The organism is Paenibacillus wulumuqiensis (assembly GCF_000971965.1).
Taxonomy (GTDB): domain Bacteria; phylum Bacillota; class Bacilli; order Paenibacillales; family Paenibacillaceae; genus Saccharibacillus; species Saccharibacillus wulumuqiensis.
This window is the reverse complement of sequence record NZ_LAQP01000004.1, coordinates 178,865-196,444: the sequence shown is the minus strand read 5'-3', so window position 1 is coordinate 196,444 and position 17,580 is coordinate 178,865. Positions and strand designations below refer to the sequence as shown.

Here is a 17,580-nt window from a genome sequence, read left to right as displayed (position 1 = left end):
TGCACTTCATAATTATACGACGCATGAAGATATATCTGTCTCGGCATCCTGCCAAGTCAAAAAAGAAACAGCCGGGACAGATCCTGGGTTTGAAGTTAAAAAAACTCTGAACAGGAGATGCCTGGAAAGGCCCAGTTCTCTTCTGCCACTCAGACGGGCGCCTTGCCCTAGTTTCTCACCGGGCGCAAAATGGCTTCTTCGACTTTGATACAGCGGTCCATGATGATCTTCATCTCGTGCTGACGGGCAATCTCTGCCGCTTCATCACTGAATACACCCAGCTGCAGCCAGAGCGTACGGGCATGAACTTCTGCCGCTTCACGCGCTACGTCTGCGCAGAATTCACTGCGCCGGAACACATTGACCATATCGACCGGCTCCGGAATATCCCGCAGACTGGCGTAGCAGGTCTCGCCGAGAATCTGCTGACCGGCAGCCATCGGGTTGACCGGGATAATGCGGTAACCGCGGCTTTGCATCGCTCCGGCTACCATATAGGAAGTACGATCGGGCTTGTCCGACAGCCCTACCACCGCGATTGTACCTACATCTTCAAGTATTTTCTTAATTTCTTCCCTGGAAGGATTCTCAAAAGCCATCCTGTCCGCCTCCTTTGTCACAATGAACTATTAGACTCTATACCCATTCTACCTTGGCACCAAGCGCCTGGATATGATCAAAGTACTGCGGATAGGATTTGGCCACATGATGGGCATCCTGAATACGGATCGGTGCCTTGGCACGCAGTCCGACGATGGACAGCGCCATGATTACACGATGATCATAATGCGCATCAATGGTCACGCCGCCTTCCACACCTTCTGGACGGCCATGAACGATAATCTCGGCCTGGCGTTCTTCCACATTGGCTCCGGCTTTGCGCAGCTCGTTCAGATAATCGGTAATCCGGTCACATTCCTTGTACCGCAGGTTTTCCACATTATAAAAGCGGGATGTACCTTCGGCAAATACGGCAGCAGCTACCATCGCCAGGACGGCATCGGTAGCGGCATCCCCGTCAAATTCAACAGCTTTCAGCTTGCCATTGCCCTGCACATGCACAATATCATTCTCGTGAGTCAGCGGCACCTGCATCATCTGCAGTACATCCACGACCGCTTTCTCTCCCTGCTTGCTCTCTACCGGCAGACGATGAATGGTCACATCGGATTGGGTGACAGCTGCAGCGGCCAGCACGGCTGCCGAACCGGGATAGTCTCCCTGTACAGTGTATTCCTGGGCTTTGTACTGCTGACGACCGGGTACGCGATAATGCATCAGGTCTTCGCTCGCTTCGATCACGATGCCTGCCTGGGACAGCACTTCCAGTGTCTGTCCAACGACCACTTTGGATTTCAGATCATGCAGCACCGTAATCTCGCTGTCTTCCTCCAGCAGTGGTGTCAGGAACAGCAAGGCGCTCAGATACTGGGAGCTGACACTGCCGGATACTGTGATCTTACCGCCTTTTGGCTGTCCGCCGCGAATAGTGATCGGCAGGCGTCCATTCTGATGCTCTACCTGTACACCCAGCTGACCGAGCGATTCAATCAGATCATCATGCGGCCGTTTGCCGAGCGAATCCGGGTATGTATTCACAAAAGTAACTTCCGGACAGAGCGCTGCAATCGCCATCAGAAAGCGCAGTACCGCTCCGGCGTTACCTACATTCAGCTCTTTGATATCCTTTGGGTTGCTGCCAAAACCGGTGATAACGATCTTCTCTTCATCTTCTTCCAGCACAGCACCCAGATCCCGGATACAGCGGCGCATTGCATCACTGTCTTCACTGTGTGCCGGGAAATGAATCGTACTTGTGCCTTCTGCCAGCGCAGCAACAAGCAGATAGCGTGTCGTATAGTTTTTGGAGGATAATGCTCCAATCTCTCCTTTTAAAATTGGGGTAGGGGTTACAATTACATCCATTTTCCATTCTCCTCAATAATCATATAGTTAGTCTGGACAGACAGCATTCCATTCGCTGCTGACCGATCTTTTGCCTGCTTGCAGCCCTGTATACTCAATTGACAGTCTTATCGGTGCTTCGGTATGATGAACACATCGTTAAAATTTAAAGAATAGAGGTCGAGAACCATGACTGAACATACACAGATTACTACCGATGAACTGCGGAAGCGCCTGGCTGCAGGCGAGCAGCTACAGCTCATTGATGTACGCGAAGACGAAGAAGTCGCTCAGGGCATGATCGAAGGCGCACGCCATATCCCCATGGGCCAGATCCCCGATCGTATGGGAGAGATTGATCCGTCCGCCGAGACAATCCTCATCTGCCGCAGCGGTTATCGCAGCGAACGTGTACGCGAATATTTACAGCAGTTTGGTTATACCAACTGCATCAACATGTCCGGCGGCATGATCGACTGGGTAGACAGCGAATAATCTTCGCTCCCTGCTTCTCTGTCCTGCTGGACAGGAATAATCCCATCAACCAGAGTGCACTGTACATCCGCACTCTGGTTTTTCTTTCCTTTCTCGCCTAAAATCTAAAAAGCTTGAACGCGGTAACGTGTTAAAACATGAGAAGCTACTTCCTCCGGTGTGAGCAGCGAGGTATCCACCGTAACATGTGCAAATCGATACACATCCTTGCGCTCTTCCATAATGGATTGGACCCGCTGCCGCGTATCTCCTGCCAGCAGTGGACGATTGTTGTCTCCGGATACCCGGTTCACAATATGATCCGCATCCGCTGTCAGTGCAACGACCAGACCTTTTTCCAGCATGATCGAGCAGTTACCGGCACGCAGCACGCAGCCGCCACCTGTGGAGATGATTTGCCCTTTTCGACTTAGCACTTCTTCCAGTACCTGACTCTCCAGATCACGGAAATAAGGCTCACCCCGGGTGCGGAAAATCTCTTGCACGGATATCCCTTCTCGCTCTGCAATCAATGTATCCATATCGACCAGCGGATAGTCCAGCATGCCAGCCAGCAGTGTACCGACGGTCGTCTTGCCCGTACCCATCATGCCAACCAGAATAATATTGGAATGCTGAATTTCACTTTCCTGATGCAATTGCTACACCTCTTTCAGCATGTGTTTTATTCCACACATCATACCATATGGGAGAAAGTTTAGACAATGGTTTAGAGTGGGGTGAGGAATGGATCGCTGCGAATCGCGGGGACCGCTGCGGGAAGGAAAATGCTAGCGGCCTCCGGTGAAGAGGGGAGTTTTGACCGAATAGGTGGAAAGGTGGTAAAAACTACCCTCTTCAATGTCGGCCTTATGGCATTTTTCCTTCTCTCCGCTTCGTGCGATCTTCAAATATCAAGTTCCTCCTCCAAGGGGCAGCGGGAATGAAGATAGAAAAAACCTCTCTTTCTATGGTGGCAGAAAGAGAGGTTTTTGGGGTACAGCTGAATTGTAGTTAGAAGCTGAAGTACTGCTTATTTACTTATTACCGGACATCTCTTGGTTGGAGATGCGGGATTAGAGAATGGATTATTGTTCTTTCATCCACTCGTAGTGGAATGTTCCTTCTTTGTCCACACGTTTGAAGGTGTGAGCGCCGAAGTAATCGCGTTGTGCCTGCAGCAGGTTGGCTGGCAGACGTTCGGTGCGGTAGCTGTCGAAGTAAGCCAGTGCGCTGGAGAAGCCAGGAACCGGGATACCATATTTTACAGCTGTTGCTACGACTTCACGCCATGCGTCCTGGTAGTTTTCGACGATGTTTTTGAAGTAGTCGTCGAGCAACAGGTTTTTGAGGCCGCCGTCTTTGTCGTAAGCGTCCTTGATGTTTTGCAGGAAGCGGGAACGGATAATGCAGCCGCCGCGGAAGATCATCGCGATGTTGCCGTATTTCAGATCCCAGCCGTACTCATCGGATGCTGCACGCATTTGTGCGAAACCTTGAGCGTAGGATACGATTTTGGAAGCGTACAGTGCTTTGCGGATGGCTTCGATGAATTCCGCTTTGTCACCGGAGAAAGCTTCTGTCTTCGGTCCACTCAGGATTTTGCTTGCAGCTACGCGCTCTTCCTTGATCGCGGACAGGAAGCGTGCGAATACGGATTCGGTAATCATGGACAATGGTACGCCAAGATCCAGGGCGCTCTGGCTAGTCCATTTACCTGTGCCTTTTTGGCCGGCAGCATCGAGGATGACATCAACCATCGGTTTGCCGGTTTCTTCGTCGTATTTGGTAAAGATATCGGTTGTGATTTCGATCAGGTAGCTGTCCAGCTCGCCTTTGTTCCACTCATCGAAGATGGAATGCAGTTCTTTGGTATCTGCACCCAGCACAGAAGTGAGCAGGTTATACGCTTCGCCGATCAGCTGCATGTCGCCGTACTCGATACCGTTGTGGACCATTTTCACATAGTGGCCCGCACCGTCCGGTCCGATGTATGTACAGCAAGGGTCGCCGTTTACATGTGCAGAGATGCTTGTAAGAATCGGTTCTACCAGCTTGTAGGCACTTTCCTGTCCGCCCGGCATAATTGCTGGACCTTTCAGTGCGCCTTCTTCACCGCCGGATACGCCGGCTCCGATAAAGCGGAAGCCTTTTTCTTCAAGCTCTTTGCTGCGGCGTTGTGTATCAGGGAAATGGGCGTTACCGCCATCAATAATAATATCGCCTTGATCCAGATGTGGAACCAGCTGTTCAATGGTAGCGTCTGTAGCAGGGCCCGCCTGAACCATGATCAGAATTTTACGTGGAACTTCCAGAGACTGGACAAATTCCTCGATTGAGAACGTACCAACCATATTTTTGCCTTTGGCTTCTTCCATCAGGTCATGCGTTTTTTGCGGGGAGCGGTTAAATACGGCTACGCTGAACCCTTTGCTTTCGATGTTAAGAGCCAAGTTCTTGCCCATAACGGCAAGACCAACTACACCAATTTGTTGTTTGGACATTTCTGGTTCTCCATCCTTTACTACAATATTTTTTATTCACTAATCTGTATATTCTCAGTTGAGTCAATTCAACATTTTACATGTTTTATAGTTATAAAGAAAGTCTAAAGGCGTGATCCCATGAAAGTTCATAAAAATGTTGAATTTTTTACGTAAAATTCAAACTATTTTTACGATTACCATGCATATCACGCCTTTAACTTTACTTTTCCAAACATACAAGCTCAAAACGCAGATTTTCCAACACTTTTTTGCATTCTGCTATCTGCTCTGCATCGCCTGCTTTGATCGCTTCATTCAGGCGGTCCAGCGCTTCATCGATCTTGCGCTCGGTCGATTCAATACGCTGCTCGCCTTCGGTCGACATGTAGAGCGCATTCAGCGATTCGCGGGTTGGCGTGGATTCCTTTTGATACAGAATACGCTGTTCGAATCCGGAAATCTCCACCATCCGTATCACTTCACCAAAAAGGATATTCTCTACCAGGATCTGCTGATCCCGGAACCTCTTCACAATCGCATGCCCTTTGGTATCACCGATCAGCTTTTCCATCCACTCCGCCAGCCGTGCATCGTGGATACGGTAGTCACCGATCAGCTTGTAGCCTTCCTGTGTCTGCTGGAACCGCAGCTTGGTCATGTGATCATCGGTCCGAATCGATACGATAAAAGAATCCTCCGTTTCACGCCAGTACAGTGAATATCCCTCTTTGATCAAATCACGGATCAGATTCTGAATATCACGGCGTTCAAAGCGAAGTTCCAGATTGCAGTATTCCACTTCATAGCTTTTGTTCATGGTAGTCCCTCCTTTTCCCTGTATTATTTATTGGTAAAACCACTCATGTATAAACGATCCATTCTGGATGTTGTGCAATATAAATTGTAGTAAGATAGAAGTCTGATGCAGGAATAATTACTGGTTTGACTTGTTTATTTTTACCCGTTTGCCGGATTATCTAAGCAGTTAACATTGGAGACACATATAATCTTCATGAAATATTAGGCAGATCCTGTGCTATAATTCGGCTAGAAGTCGGAACCGTTAGAAAGAGAGGCTTTACAACAATGAATGCAACTGTTTTTCCAGGATTTAAGACAAGCGATTTTGAAGTATTCTCGATTGACGGGCTGGAACCGCGTATGGAAGCCCTGATCGACCGCGTACGGCCCAAGCTCACCATGCTGGGCGAGATGATCCAGCCGCATCTGTCCGCTCTGAGCGGTGAAGAAATGTATGTGCATGTAGCCAAACATGCACGCCGTACGGTTAATCCTCCCAAGGATACATGGGTAGCCTGGGCTGCCAACAAGCGCGGTTACAAGGCATTGCCGCATTTTGAAGTCGGCATGTTTGGCAGCCATGTATTTGTCGTATTTGCGATCATTTACGAGAGCCCGCGCAAAGTGGACTTTGGCAAAGCCATAGCTTCCCGCCTGCAGGAGATCCGAAAAACCGTGCCGGATCATTTCTACTGGTCGACCGATCATATGTCGCCCCAGGGAACTCTCCAGTCCGAGCTGAATGATCAGCAGCTGCTGGAGATCGGCAGCAAACTGCAAAATGTCAAAAAATCCGAAGTCATCTGCGGACTGCGTATTGACAAGGATGATCCACTGCTGAGTGACGGCGATGCTTTTGTCAAAACGGTCGAACAGACCTTTGAGCAATTGCTGCCATTGTATAAAATGGCTTTTGCCTGAATAGAAATATCCATTCAACAAAAAAAGCAATCTTTCCGGCAGCCGGTATAGCTGGAAAGATTGCTTTTTCATTTGTATTCATAAATTGTGCGCATATATACATGATGTGTGCTGCAGCAATTGATATTTAAACTCATCAAAACAATTGCTATTTCAAATCGGGACGACGCCGGGTCATCAGCCAGTGAATAACGAACAACGACAGCATCGCTGCCGAACTGACGAAAAAGGGCGCCTGTGGACTAACCGCATCCCACAGCCGGCCGGATACGAGCGGCCCGATCACCAGGCCGGAACCTTGCAGTGTCAGGAACAATCCCCATACCGCCGCCTTCTCTTCACGGGGGACCAGATGGGCCAGCAGAGCATTCCATGCGGGCAGAATCATCGCATAGCTGAATCCTGTACACAGTACAAACACCCAGATCCAAAAAAGCATATGCGTCGAAGCCAGCCCAATCAGTGCCGCGGCCGCAAGCAGAAATCCGGTACGCAGAAATATCCGACTGCCCAGACGGTCAATCAAACGTCCTGCCGGAATCAGACCCAGCACGGTAACCGCACCGCCTCCGATCAGCAGTGCGTTGAAATAAGCAGAAGTAAGTCCCAGTTCCCTGACCACGTACAGCGTAATGATCGGTGTCAGTATACCCAGGGCAAAAGACTGCATAAACAAAGCCGGATACAGCAGCGGATGAATATGTAGCGACCGGATCAGACGGGCATAATAACGAATACGATTCATTCCTGTACGGGCTGCGCGGTTATTTGCTTCATCCATCTGAAGCTTATTAGAACACCCTTCGTCAATACCATGCTGTTCAGGTGCATGTGCAGCACCTGCCGGCTCCCGCTTCCGCCCTCTGCCCGGCAGACAGAGAGCTACAATGATAACTGCGCCCATACACACCATCAGCATATCAAATGTAAAATGATAGGAGTCCCGGCTGCTCAGCCAATTCACAATGACCGGTCCGAGTCCGGCGCCTCCCAGTGAGGCAATCTCGATAATACTCATAGGCGTGCCATAATTGCCATTTTCGCTGGAAAGATCCGTAATTTTCGACATGACACATGGCCAGAGCGGAGCACTGCCAATGCCCATAATAGCGCAGGCTGCAATCAGCCAGCCAGTCTGCTGCACAGTCGCCATCATGAATACGGATACCAGTACGAGGATCATGCCCAGCGTCATCGTCATGCGGAAACCTAGACGCTCGGCCAGCCAACCGGCCGGACTGCGAAGCACATTGTCTCCTACATATTGAAGTGCAAAAGCCAGGCCGATCGCAAAAGCAGGCAGGCCGAGCCGATGCCCCATGTACAGTGGCAGCAGCGTTACGAGCAGCCCACCCTTTACAAATTCGACAAGGAAAATAAGCAGCCACAGACATACAAAGTTAAACTTGTACCTGCTTTTGCGGTCTTGCAGTTGGCGGGAATGATGGATAGTAGCGGACATGACATACTCCCTTCAGGTTGTTAGCAGCAAGCAATCTACACTGCTTGCCCCGCTGTCTGTACGTTCCGACAGCAGATGGTGCAATGGTATCCGTCAGGAGAATGCCGGTAAAGCAGACCTTCCGTTTCCCCAATTGGCATCTGTATTGTAGCATGCACCTGGCGGCGGACTGCAAGTTTCCCATAAGATAACTATTGCATTCCCCCCTCATTTTGCTATACTCATTTTTGTTTGGTTTTAAAATGTTTACCCATATTCCACCTCTAGAAAGGTTGTGACAGCTTCGATGGATCATACGCAAACTCCGCTTTTCACTGCCCTTAAGCAGCATGCGGCCAGCAATCCCGTGCAATTTCACATTCCGGGACATAAAAAAGGACTCGGCAGTGATCAGGAATTCCGAGAGTTTATTGGCGATAACGCCCTTTCTATAGATCTGATCAACATCGCACCACTTGATGATCTTCATCAGCCGATGGGTGTGATCGAGCAGGCTCAAAAACTGGCAGCCGATGCATTCGGTGCCGACTATACCTATTTCTCCGTGCAGGGAACGAGCGGCGCGATCATGACGATGATCATGACCGTATGCTCACCGGGCGACAAATTGATTGTCCCTCGCAATGTGCACAAGTCGATCATGTCGGCGATTATTTTTGCCGGAGCCAAGCCGGTATTTGTCTCCCCTGTACGTGATGAGAACCTGGGGATTGACCATGGTATTACGACCTCTTCGGTACGCCGGGCGCTCGATCGTCATCCGGATGCCAAAGGGGTTCTCGTGATTAACCCTACCTACTTCGGTGTATGTGCCGATCTCAAGGAAATTGTCGATCTGGCTCACAGCCGCGGCGTTCCGGTACTCGTCGATGAAGCGCATGGTGTGCTGATCCATTTCCATGAAAAGCTGCCGGTATCCGCGATGGCAGCCGGTGCAGACATGGCGGCTACCAGCGTGCACAAGCTCGGCGGCTCCATGACCCAGAGCTCGGTACTGAACGTTAACGTAAAAAATGGTCATGTGAACCCGCAGCGGGTGCAGACCATCATCAGTATGCTGACCACTACTTCCACATCTTATATTTTGCTGGCTTCGCTGGATACATCCCGCCGGAATCTGGCCATAAACGGACATGAGATTGCCGAGCGTGTCATCGGATTGGCTCAGGAGACACGCCGCAAGATCAACGATATCGATGGATTGTACTGCTTTGGCGAAGAACTGCTCGGCGGGGAAGCGACATTCAATTATGATCCGACCAAGCTGACGATCCATATCCGTCATCTGGGCATTACCGGTTATGATGCGGAGAACTGGCTGCGCGACCATTACAATCTGGAGATTGAACTGAGTGATATGTACAATATTCTCTGTCTGGTGACTCCCGGCGATACACAGGACAGCGTGGATATCCTGATTCGTGCTCTAACCGATATGGCTGCTGCATTTTATGGCAGCGGCCGCGAGATCAAGGAACTGGTCGTCAAGATCCCGGAGATTCCGCAGCTGTCACTGACACCGCGTGAGGCATTTTACGGGGATACCGAGACGATTGCGTTCGAAGAATCGGCCGGACGGATTATTGCGGAATTCATTTATGTCTATCCACCGGGTATTCCGATTCTACTGCCGGGTGAAGTCATCTCGCAGGAGAATATCGACTATATTACCGATCATGTCAAAGTCGGTCTGCCTGTCAAAGGTCCGGAAGACCGCAGTGTTCGCAATGTAAAAGTCATTGTGGAAACAGACGCCATTTTCTAGGCTTAACCATATAGACCGGACTATTCCAGATAGACGAGACTATAAAGGGTCTTTCATAAAAGCTCTTCTGTAACCCAGGAAAACATTCTCCATAAAAAGATTAAAAAGGCGGTCTGCTGAGCAGATCGCCTTTTTGCCAATTCATATCTGGATTCCGCCATGCACAATTATGGACAAACAAAAGGAGCCCGGCTCCCAAGCGGAACCGAACTCCTCTGTACTGAATATTATCGCGCAGACAGTCTCAACTGCCTGCCGACAGGAAGATTACTCCTCGGATTCGGCAACGAGCTCGGCATATGCCTGCTCTACTGCTTTCCATTCCGCTTCATCTTCGATATTCTCCAGTACCATACCGTCTTCTTCTTCTTCCAGACGCATGATATAACCGTCTGCTTCCGGGTTGCCGCGCTCCAGCAGCAGCGCATACAGTTTCTCGCCTACATCAAAAGTCTCAACGAGTACCATTTCTACATCGTTGCCTTCTTCGTCGGTCAGACTGAGTACAAACTCATCATGTTCGTGATCGTGCTCATGGTCATGATCGTGGTTGCAGTTCTCGTCGTGTACATGTTTATCGCTCATAGGATAACCCACTTTCGTATCAATTTGGATGATATCTTTACGTTTGATGGACCTGCCAAATCCGGACAGTAGCTCCATACTAAAAATAACACTTGTGTATCGTACCACTTTACATCCTACAGGTCAATTGAACCATGAACACGCAGGTACAGGCATTTTGCTTACTGATTTAACGCCGTAATGACCTTCTCGGAGACGAGCACATAATCGCTCGATTTGGACTTCTTCATATAGAAGCCGACCCTGTATTCTCCGGATGCCGCAAAGTTGTAGGTGAAGTCATACGTGCGGAACCAGAAGTTGTCTTTTTGCTGGGTAATGTTCTGACTCTGAATATCTTTTTGGCTGCCGGAAGGATCGGTGATCGCTACCTTGACTGCAGCAATATCAGTCTCCAGATTGTCTACCTGGGTAAATACATTGAATTTGAGTTTGCCCTTGCTGACATTGCCGAAGGCAGTATCCCCTTTGAACAAAAAGATATGTACATTCGGTTTATACAGTTTGACGGTCTTGGCATCATTGTCGTAATCGACCAGTCCGTCCATTTCACGCAGAGGCACATAGGTCTTGCCGTTAATCACATAAGAACCGCCATCCACTTCATTTCCGTTAATCCAGACCCGCACCTGCTGATAAGCGGAATCTGCAAACAGAACCGAGCTTCCCATCAAAAAGAAAGCCAGTGTGCAGGCAGCTACTCTTTTCCACATCATACGTTGCCCCTCCTTCAAAATGTATCCTAATCACTCAGTAACATTCTAATCTTTCATACATGTATACTCCATAAGTTCTTTTCAGTTGCGGTAAAAAATTTGTAACCTTTTAAGCCGCTGCAGAACCGGATTTACGGTAAATTCCAGCACAAAAATGCACGTTTCCATTCTGCTTACCGCTCATGGTAAAGTGATAACAGAGCCTTACCATAGCGGCCAGCCGAAACTGCACGTCCGCTAAGCTTGAAATTATCATTTCAACCGGGAACAGGAGGATATATATGTCAATTGAACTACAGATGCTGGGTACTGGCAATGCCTTTGCCAAAAAATATTACAACAATAATGCACTGGTCTCTGCCGGGGATTATACCCTGATGATCGACTGCGGAATTACCGCTCCCATGGCTCTGCATGAACTGGGCAAAAAGCTGAATGACATCGATGCAATTCTGATTACGCATATTCATGGGGATCATGTCGGCGGACTGGAAGAGCTGGGCTTCCGCGGCAAATTTGTACATAACCGCAAGCCGGTACTCTATATCGCCAGTACGCTGATCCGGCCGCTGTGGGAGCATACGCTCTATGGCGGCATGAGTCAGGAAGGCATTGAGCAGATCGAGGATGTATTCGATGTACAGCCGCTGGTAGCCAATCAATCGGTGCAGCTCGCTGACGGGCTAACAATTGAACTCATTCAGACGCCGCATATCGATGGCAAAAACAGCTATTCCGTACTGATCAACAACGAGATTTTCTACAGTGCCGATATGAAATTCCAATCCGATCTGCTGGAACAGCTCGTTCACGACCGCGGCGTTAAGCAGATTCTGCATGACTGCCAGCTGCATCCGCCCGGTATTGTGCATGCCACACTGGATGAACTGATGACACTGCCAGAGGCGGTGCGTTCCCGGGTGAAGCTGATGCATTATAATGATGATAAGGACGACTTTGTCGGCAAAACGGGCGGCATGGAATTTATCGAGCAGCATCGTATCTACCGACTGCCGGAATAGAGGACAAACCGCCGGATCACCTGCCTGTTCATGGGCTGCTGCATCGGCGTTTATGTTCGAGTGTCTTGGCCGGCTGCTGTACTTGTATTCCGATGTCATGCGTATTGTATTGGCCGCAGCAGCTTTTGTACAGTTCTTTTGTATAGTTAATCGCAACCAAGTAACCACATCAAAAAGCTGCTTTCCAGGTCCTGTATCGCTGACCTGAAAAGCAGCTTTTTCCGTGCAGCAGAACGTGAAGTATCCGTCCCGGCTGTTTTTATTTACAAATCCTTGACCATGCGTACATGCGGAATGCCGGCATCGTCAAATGGCTCTGCAGAGATATTGCGGTAACCGAGACGCGCATAGAATCCCTCTGCATGGCACTGGGCATCCAGCACAGCTCCGGTATAACCGCTGCGCCGCGCGCAATCTTCCATTCCTGCCATTAGAGAAGAACCATATCCGCCTTTGCGATAATCCGCGAGTACGGCAATACGCTGCATTTTGGCAGACCCGTCCGTATAGGTCGTAATGCGTCCTGTGGCCACAGGCTGCCCCTCTTCCAGCAGCAGGATATGGTGTGCACTGCTATCGAGCCGGTCATAATCATCCATCTCAATATGTTCCGGTACCTTCTGCTCTTCAATGAATACTTTACGCCGGATTGCAAAACATGCTTCCAGCTGCTGCTGGGTATGAACCTCTATCACTTCTCTTGCCATCTCGATCTTCTCCTCCATTCGGTCAAACCACTAAAAGGCCGATCCTCTTGTTCTGACTATCCTCATCATTGTACCCGGTAATGAGCTTGCTGACTACCTTTTAACAAAGCGGTCTATCGCCATACATTCTCTATAATAATGGATTGAAAAAGAACGCTTGTTCGTATATAATAAGAATAAATAAGAGAACAAATGTTCTGATTAGAGGGATGATTATGCTAGCCAAACATATTGGAGAACTGCTTGAAATTGTATATATGGACCAGACCGGCAAGCTAACTCAGCGACGAATCGAGATCAAGCGAATACGCAACGGTCTGGTGTATGCGGACTGTCTCCGCTCTGGGGAACCACGTACGTTCCGCGAAGAGAACATATTGGCCTGGCAGCCTTCCAAGGCAATTCGACCAACCATTTCCGTCAAACAACTGGCTGCTGCTTCGACCATCAAAGCTTCGTCCGCATCCAGGTCTTCTGGAGCGCCATCAGCGGTATCCACACCTTCCAGTTCAGCCTTATCGACTGCCAACCCATCACCCAAGTCTACTGTCTCCGCTGCGTCACGGTCCACTGCTCCAGTCCAACACAGACGTTCTGCCACTTCGTCCAAAGTCTACCGTCAACCCGCCTCTTATACCCCACACACCAAACGTACCAAAGTGGTATCTCACGTGTCGTAAGATGCCACTCCAATGTACTTTAGTTCCTTGTACTTCAATTTCTATAGGCTTCCAATTCCCCCACCTAACATTCAATCTCCTGTCACTGTAATGTATAGTAGTGACCCAAATCAAAATGAAATAAACAAAGATGGAATAAACAAAAAAATGGCGGGTCCCCTTCTAAAAGGTACCCGCCATTGTAATAATGGCAACTTGTATCGTTGCTTTGTGCTCTCGCCATATCCTAAGCTAATGCCAGACCGGTACTCTTCCTACACACCTCGTCATTTTGCATCCGTAATTCAATGCTCTAACTCTACCCGATTCCGCATCCTACTCAGGACAACAATCCCAGCAGATGCTTATAATCCATCATTTCTTCCGGACTTTCCGCCGGTTCACCGGATTTGATAAAGTTCATCTGACCGGTGCCTTCACCAAGCTGTCCGCGCTCCTGCAGAACATGCTGCAGATGCCGTGCTGTTCCGTTGCTTCCATCGATAATATCAACTTCCTCCGGGAAGAAGCGGCGCAGATTGCTGCGGAAATACGGGAAATGCGTACACCCCAGCACCACTGTGCCATATTGGCGCAGATCGAGGTGACCCAGCGCCTGCTGCAAATAAGGCAGTACATCTTCATCCGCAAACTTCCGCTGTTCCGCCAGTTCGATCAGACCGGGCATCGGTACACTTTCCACAATATCGCCGGTATCTATGCTTTTGACCAGGTTATGAAACTTCTCTTCATTCAAAGTAAGCCGGGTCGCCAGCACCAGAACCTTTTTGTGCTTGACGATACTGTTCTGTACAGCAGGCTTGACCGCCGGCTCAATACCGATCACCGGGAAATCATACTTTTGCCGCAGATCGGTCACTGCGATACTGGTCGCTGTATTGCAGGCGATAACGAGTGCCTTGATATCCTGGGCAGCCAGGTAATCCGCAGCTTCCAGCACATACTGCCGAACTTCATCCTTGGGCTTCTCGCCATACGGCAGGTGCCGGGTATCCGCATAAAACACATAATCTTCGTCCGGCATCAGCTTCATCGCTTCATGCATGACTGTCAAGCCGCCAATACCGGAATCAAAAATCCCTATCTTCACTCCGTTCACTCTTCCCTCTGTGCATTCATAGCATTCATAATATGTCTTGTCACTTATACCTGATTATAACTATTTCGATTCCGTTTGAAAATATGATGCACCTTCTCGCCTCAGCCTTCAATAAAGGCTGCAGCTTCCTGAAGCATCTGATTAAAATGAGCCGGATAATCATGTCCCAGCCCGGTCACGTTTTTGAATACATAAGGAATACCTTTGAAATCCAGTGCTTCCACCAGTTCCTGCGCACCCGGCAGACATTCTTCATCCCGTTCGCCGCAAATAATATACAGCTTGACCCCGTGCTCTTTCCAGGCATTCAGTCCCAGCTCCCACTCTTCCCGATCAGGCATCCAGGGAGCGACGAGAATCAAACCTCTTACACCGGTGGAATATTCAGCGGCTGTATTCATTGCTACCCTAGCTCCGGCAGAGAATCCCGCCAGAACAGGTCTTTTGCCGGAAGGCAGTGCATTCTCCGGCAGCAGGCAATCCCGAATCTCCAGCTGCGGATTATCGATCCGGGCCAGCTCTTCCATGGACTGCTTGAGCTCGTCCATGCCTGCATCGATATCGACCCAATCATAAGCACCCGAGAACTGCACCTGCGAAGACTGCAGCAGTGCCAGCTTGTAATTCCGTTCAAGCAGTGAGCTCCAGTATGGCTGAACAATATCCATATTTTCCTGTTCGCCATGCAGTACAAAGATGGTATGGAAATCGGATGCCGGTTTCTCCTGGTCAGGCAGTACAATATTCAGCTTGGCACTGCTTTCGGTCAGAGCCTGTGCTTCACGTGCCCGGCAGATTCCAATCAGTCGCTGAAACTCCGCATCATCCTGCAGCGACTCCAGCGACTCCTCTTCCAACAGATATTCCGCCGCATACCAGTACTCCTGTTCCACTATCGCTTCCTGCAGCAGTTGCAGCGCCTCTTCGTGCATCCCAGAAGAAGCAGCCAGACTGTAACGCAGATTGTATATTTGGGCCGGATTGCCGGCTCCGTCTTCCTGATGTTCGGTTATAAAATGATATGCTTCTGCACTCCCGTGCTGTTCAAAGATTTCCATCGTCCGATTAATCAACCCTGTATATGTAAACTGAGCCATGGGACCTCCTGTATAAATGTAATGGGTAAACGCTGTGATGCCGTCTGATCTGCCGATGAGCCCCTGTTTATTCTGTATATACGGCCCAAATAAAGCAAGCCTCTCGCAAAAGGCTTGCCTCGTAGATCATCATCTATATTTATATTAATACACAGTGCTGCGAATGAACATAGCTGACTGCCGATTTGGCGGCAGCATCGATATGCTGCATATATTGTATAGCCGTTGTATGTGCAGTTGAATCAGTGAACTGCATATCTACTGCCTGGCTGCTGACTTTTACATTGCAGTCAGTTCATCCTCGGTGACCCATTTGTGGTTTTTAACCATTTCGCCGCCTGTTGTAGGCATGTAATCGACTATATAAACTGTTGTCTGCTCAGCCGAATCAATAGTTGCCTGCGCGCCTTTCATGCCCTGCATATGATCCGCATTCAGTACGACCTCGGTTCCTGGCTTGAGCGGTGGCTCACCGGCATTCTGAAGCTCTTCATGAATGACCCATTTGTGATCCTTGACCGGATCGCCGCCTGTCACCGGTGTATAGGAGACGCTATAAGCGGTCGTATCATAAGCAGCTGTAACGGTAGCTTCGGCGCCTTTCATGCCTTCCATATGATCTGCACTCATCATAACTTTGCTGCCTACCGGAAATTCAGGGTTTTGCGCCGTTTGCAGACCAGCCGGTACTTCAGACGAACCGGAATGATGCATGGCTCCACTGTCACCCTCATTATTCATGGACATGGAACTGTCATTTATTCCTTCGGTCTGTGACTGGGCCGGTGTACTGCTGCCGGAATCGGCCGGTTTCTCTGTGCTAGCGCTGCTGCAGCCGCTGATCATGAGCAGGGTGACGACTCCAGCGGAGATTAGACTTTTTTTCATAATGGAACACTCCTTTGGTTTTTGATGTGCTGTTGATTAAAATGAATACATACACCTCTTCTATATACTATACCCCCGTACTGTATATTGAATAGTAGAAAATATGAATATACTTTGACAGTGTGAAGAATTATGGCTGAACGATAACGTTAAACCACTGTTCGGTTATGACTATTCATTCTTCGGATACATATTGGTACAGCAAAAAGCATCCGCACGCAGCCGATGCTTTTCTTGATGGTACGCCCAAGTCGCTCCATCATATTAGATTGCCAAATGGAAGTCGATTTTCGAAGCATACAGCTCAGATGCCTTCCTTATGTAAACGCGTCGTACAATTCATCAGCAGTAATAATACCTTTTGGCCTGGCTCGATTCGGTCAGATACTCTGCCTTGAGCACCTGCTGCAGCCGGACCCTGCCGGTGACACCCTGCAGTCGTCTCTCCTGTGTGCCGGACCAGTCGGTATCCAGTGGGCGGTTGAGATCGAATATGCGCAGCCAGCTCTGTTCCTTCGTCAGTAATGAGCAGCCTGCCTGGAATGCGTCCCACTCTGCCCGGTCCACTGCATTGAACGTATTATTCAATACCGAATGCCACTCCTGAAAGTCCGACAGCAATACATTCAGTGGATTCAGGGACAGGGTGAGACAGACACACTCTTCCCGGCCGGTAAAATGATTCAACTGCAGAAGATCCGGTTTTTCTTTCCATACCCACACCGGGTAACTGCCATCATAAAGCGGCAGACGCTCCGTCATCTGGGTCATCATCCAGTGATAAGGCTCGGGGTAGGCAATATGATCGCTATGCCCTTCCAAAAATCCGTACTGCTGGGCTTGCTCCCAGGCAGACAGCGACTGTATCGTCCAGTACTTGGACTTTGAAGCAGCAGGGAATATTCTCTTCATGGCGGTTATTCTCCTTTCCTGCGTGAATCGCAATATTGCGTTGGGCGAGCGTTTATCTAT

18 protein-coding genes are annotated in these 17,580 nt (G+C 49.4%); 5 read left to right on the top strand and 13 right to left on the bottom strand.

The genetic code is table 11. The annotated features are described in order from the left end of the window. Positions 1-167: 167 nt before the first annotated feature. Both WH45_RS12920 and aroA read right to left on the bottom strand, forming a co-directional pair. Positions 168-599: a CoA-binding protein gene (locus tag WH45_RS12920; RefSeq protein ID WP_046214830.1), complete on the bottom strand. Its 432-nt coding sequence runs from the start codon at positions 597-599 to the stop codon at positions 168-170. 37 nt (positions 600-636) lie between these two features. Next, entirely contained in the window at positions 637-1,926 is a 1,290-nt protein-coding gene (aroA, locus tag WH45_RS12915) for a 3-phosphoshikimate 1-carboxyvinyltransferase (protein WP_046214829.1), read from the bottom strand. Positions 1,927-2,094: 168 nt separating this feature from the next. Between aroA and WH45_RS12910 the strand changes: the two genes are divergently transcribed. Then, entirely contained in the window at positions 2,095-2,400 is a 306-nt protein-coding gene (locus WH45_RS12910) for a rhodanese-like domain-containing protein (protein ID WP_046214828.1), read from the top strand. Positions 2,401-2,504: 104 nt separating this feature from the next. Here WH45_RS12910 and WH45_RS12905 read toward each other — a convergent pair whose 3' ends face one another. The 3 genes from WH45_RS12905 to WH45_RS12895 form a co-directional block, all read right to left on the bottom strand. Then, positions 2,505-3,038, bottom strand: a complete 534-nt coding sequence (locus WH45_RS12905) for a shikimate kinase (RefSeq protein WP_235338366.1) — start codon at positions 3,036-3,038, stop codon at positions 2,505-2,507. Positions 3,039-3,467: 429 nt separating this feature from the next. Beyond that, entirely contained in the window at positions 3,468-4,883 is a 1,416-nt protein-coding gene (gene gndA / locus WH45_RS12900) for an NADP-dependent phosphogluconate dehydrogenase (RefSeq protein ID WP_046214827.1), read from the bottom strand. Positions 4,884-5,085: 202 nt separating this feature from the next. Further along, complete coding sequence (locus tag WH45_RS12895; protein WP_046214826.1) at positions 5,086-5,682, bottom strand: hypothetical protein; 597 nt, start codon at positions 5,680-5,682, stop codon at positions 5,086-5,088. Between the two features lie 269 nt (positions 5,683-5,951). Here WH45_RS12895 and WH45_RS12890 point away from each other — a divergent pair, with 269 nt between their 5' ends. Continuing rightward, a complete protein-coding gene (locus WH45_RS12890; RefSeq protein WP_046214825.1) occupies positions 5,952-6,587 on the top strand; it encodes a YktB family protein in 636 nt (211 codons plus the stop codon). Positions 6,588-6,735: 148 nt separating this feature from the next. Here the strand turns inward: WH45_RS12890 and WH45_RS12885 are convergent, their stop codons facing one another. Next, the gene (locus WH45_RS12885; protein ID WP_046214824.1) at positions 6,736-8,049 is read right to left on the bottom strand and encodes an MFS transporter; all 1,314 of its coding nucleotides are present in this window, start codon (positions 8,047-8,049) and stop codon (positions 6,736-6,738) included. A gap of 286 nt (positions 8,050-8,335) precedes the next feature. On the opposite strand from WH45_RS12885, the gene WH45_RS12880 reads away from it, so the two are divergent. After that, positions 8,336-9,814, top strand: coding sequence for an aminotransferase class I/II-fold pyridoxal phosphate-dependent enzyme (locus WH45_RS12880; protein ID WP_046214823.1), 1,479 nt, complete (start codon positions 8,336-8,338; stop codon positions 9,812-9,814). 267 nt (positions 9,815-10,081) lie between these two features. Here WH45_RS12880 and WH45_RS12875 read toward each other — a convergent pair whose 3' ends face one another. Both WH45_RS12875 and WH45_RS12870 read right to left on the bottom strand, forming a co-directional pair. After that, positions 10,082-10,399, bottom strand: a complete 318-nt coding sequence (locus WH45_RS12875; RefSeq protein WP_046215159.1) for a DUF1292 domain-containing protein — start codon at positions 10,397-10,399, stop codon at positions 10,082-10,084. 161 nt (positions 10,400-10,560) lie between these two features. Continuing rightward, positions 10,561-11,115 carry a copper amine oxidase gene (locus WH45_RS12870; protein ID WP_046214822.1) on the bottom strand — a complete coding sequence of 185 codons (555 nt, stop codon included), beginning with the start codon at positions 11,113-11,115 and terminating at the stop codon, positions 10,561-10,563. A gap of 281 nt (positions 11,116-11,396) precedes the next feature. Here WH45_RS12870 and WH45_RS12865 point away from each other — a divergent pair, with 281 nt between their 5' ends. Continuing rightward, entirely contained in the window at positions 11,397-12,137 is a 741-nt protein-coding gene (locus WH45_RS12865; RefSeq protein ID WP_046214821.1) for an MBL fold metallo-hydrolase, read from the top strand. A gap of 263 nt (positions 12,138-12,400) precedes the next feature. Here the strand turns inward: WH45_RS12865 and WH45_RS12860 are convergent, their stop codons facing one another. Continuing rightward, positions 12,401-12,844, bottom strand: coding sequence for a GNAT family N-acetyltransferase (locus tag WH45_RS12860; RefSeq protein ID WP_046214820.1), 444 nt, complete (start codon positions 12,842-12,844; stop codon positions 12,401-12,403). 215 nt (positions 12,845-13,059) lie between these two features. On the opposite strand from WH45_RS12860, the gene WH45_RS23170 reads away from it, so the two are divergent. Next, positions 13,060-13,524 (top strand): hypothetical protein, encoded by a 465-nt coding sequence (locus WH45_RS23170; RefSeq protein WP_082096770.1) that lies wholly within the window; start codon positions 13,060-13,062, stop codon positions 13,522-13,524. 319 nt (positions 13,525-13,843) lie between these two features. Here the strand turns inward: WH45_RS23170 and murI are convergent, their stop codons facing one another. The 4 genes from murI to WH45_RS12835 form a co-directional block, all read right to left on the bottom strand. Next, positions 13,844-14,614 carry a glutamate racemase gene (gene murI, locus WH45_RS12850; protein ID WP_046214818.1) on the bottom strand — a complete coding sequence of 257 codons (771 nt, stop codon included), beginning with the start codon at positions 14,612-14,614 and terminating at the stop codon, positions 13,844-13,846. A 110-nt stretch (positions 14,615-14,724) separates the two neighbouring features. Continuing rightward, complete coding sequence (locus WH45_RS12845; RefSeq protein WP_046214817.1) at positions 14,725-15,720, bottom strand: alpha/beta hydrolase; 996 nt, start codon at positions 15,718-15,720, stop codon at positions 14,725-14,727. Between the two features lie 279 nt (positions 15,721-15,999). Continuing rightward, a complete protein-coding gene (locus WH45_RS12840; RefSeq protein ID WP_046214816.1) occupies positions 16,000-16,608 on the bottom strand; it encodes a YdhK family protein in 609 nt (202 codons plus the stop codon). A gap of 342 nt (positions 16,609-16,950) precedes the next feature. After that, the gene (locus WH45_RS12835; RefSeq protein WP_046214815.1) at positions 16,951-17,520 is read right to left on the bottom strand and encodes a DUF3841 domain-containing protein; all 570 of its coding nucleotides are present in this window, start codon (positions 17,518-17,520) and stop codon (positions 16,951-16,953) included. Positions 17,521-17,580 lie beyond the last annotated feature (60 nt).

Bases quoted from the DNA above. Each gene is read 5' to 3' on its own strand.
- WH45_RS12920 (WP_046214830.1), bottom strand. From the start codon at position 599: ATGGCTTTTGAGAATCCTTCCAGGGAAGAAATTAAGAAAATACTTGAA.
- aroA (WP_046214829.1), bottom strand. From the start codon at position 1,926: ATGGATGTAATTGTAACCCCTACCCCAATTTTAAAAGGAGAGATTGGA.
- WH45_RS12910 (WP_046214828.1), top strand. From the start codon at position 2,095: ATGACTGAACATACACAGATTACTACCGATGAACTGCGGAAGCGCCTG.
- gndA (WP_046214827.1), bottom strand. From the start codon at position 4,883: ATGTCCAAACAACAAATTGGTGTAGTTGGTCTTGCCGTTATGGGCAAG.
- WH45_RS12895 (WP_046214826.1), bottom strand. From the start codon at position 5,682: ATGAACAAAAGCTATGAAGTGGAATACTGCAATCTGGAACTTCGCTTT.
- WH45_RS12890 (WP_046214825.1), top strand. From the start codon at position 5,952: ATGAATGCAACTGTTTTTCCAGGATTTAAGACAAGCGATTTTGAAGTA.
- WH45_RS12885 (WP_046214824.1), bottom strand. From the start codon at position 8,049: ATGTCCGCTACTATCCATCATTCCCGCCAACTGCAAGACCGCAAAAGC.
- WH45_RS12880 (WP_046214823.1), top strand. From the start codon at position 8,336: ATGGATCATACGCAAACTCCGCTTTTCACTGCCCTTAAGCAGCATGCG.
- WH45_RS12875 (WP_046215159.1), bottom strand. From the start codon at position 10,399: ATGAGCGATAAACATGTACACGACGAGAACTGCAACCACGATCATGAC.
- WH45_RS12870 (WP_046214822.1), bottom strand. From the start codon at position 11,115: ATGATGTGGAAAAGAGTAGCTGCCTGCACACTGGCTTTCTTTTTGATG.
- WH45_RS12865 (WP_046214821.1), top strand. From the start codon at position 11,397: ATGTCAATTGAACTACAGATGCTGGGTACTGGCAATGCCTTTGCCAAA.
- WH45_RS12860 (WP_046214820.1), bottom strand. From the start codon at position 12,844: ATGGCAAGAGAAGTGATAGAGGTTCATACCCAGCAGCAGCTGGAAGCA.
- WH45_RS23170 (WP_082096770.1), top strand. From the start codon at position 13,060: ATGCTAGCCAAACATATTGGAGAACTGCTTGAAATTGTATATATGGAC.
- WH45_RS12845 (WP_046214817.1), bottom strand. From the start codon at position 15,720: ATGGCTCAGTTTACATATACAGGGTTGATTAATCGGACGATGGAAATC.
- WH45_RS12840 (WP_046214816.1), bottom strand. From the start codon at position 16,608: ATGAAAAAAAGTCTAATCTCCGCTGGAGTCGTCACCCTGCTCATGATC.
- WH45_RS12835 (WP_046214815.1), bottom strand. From the start codon at position 17,520: ATGAAGAGAATATTCCCTGCTGCTTCAAAGTCCAAGTACTGGACGATA.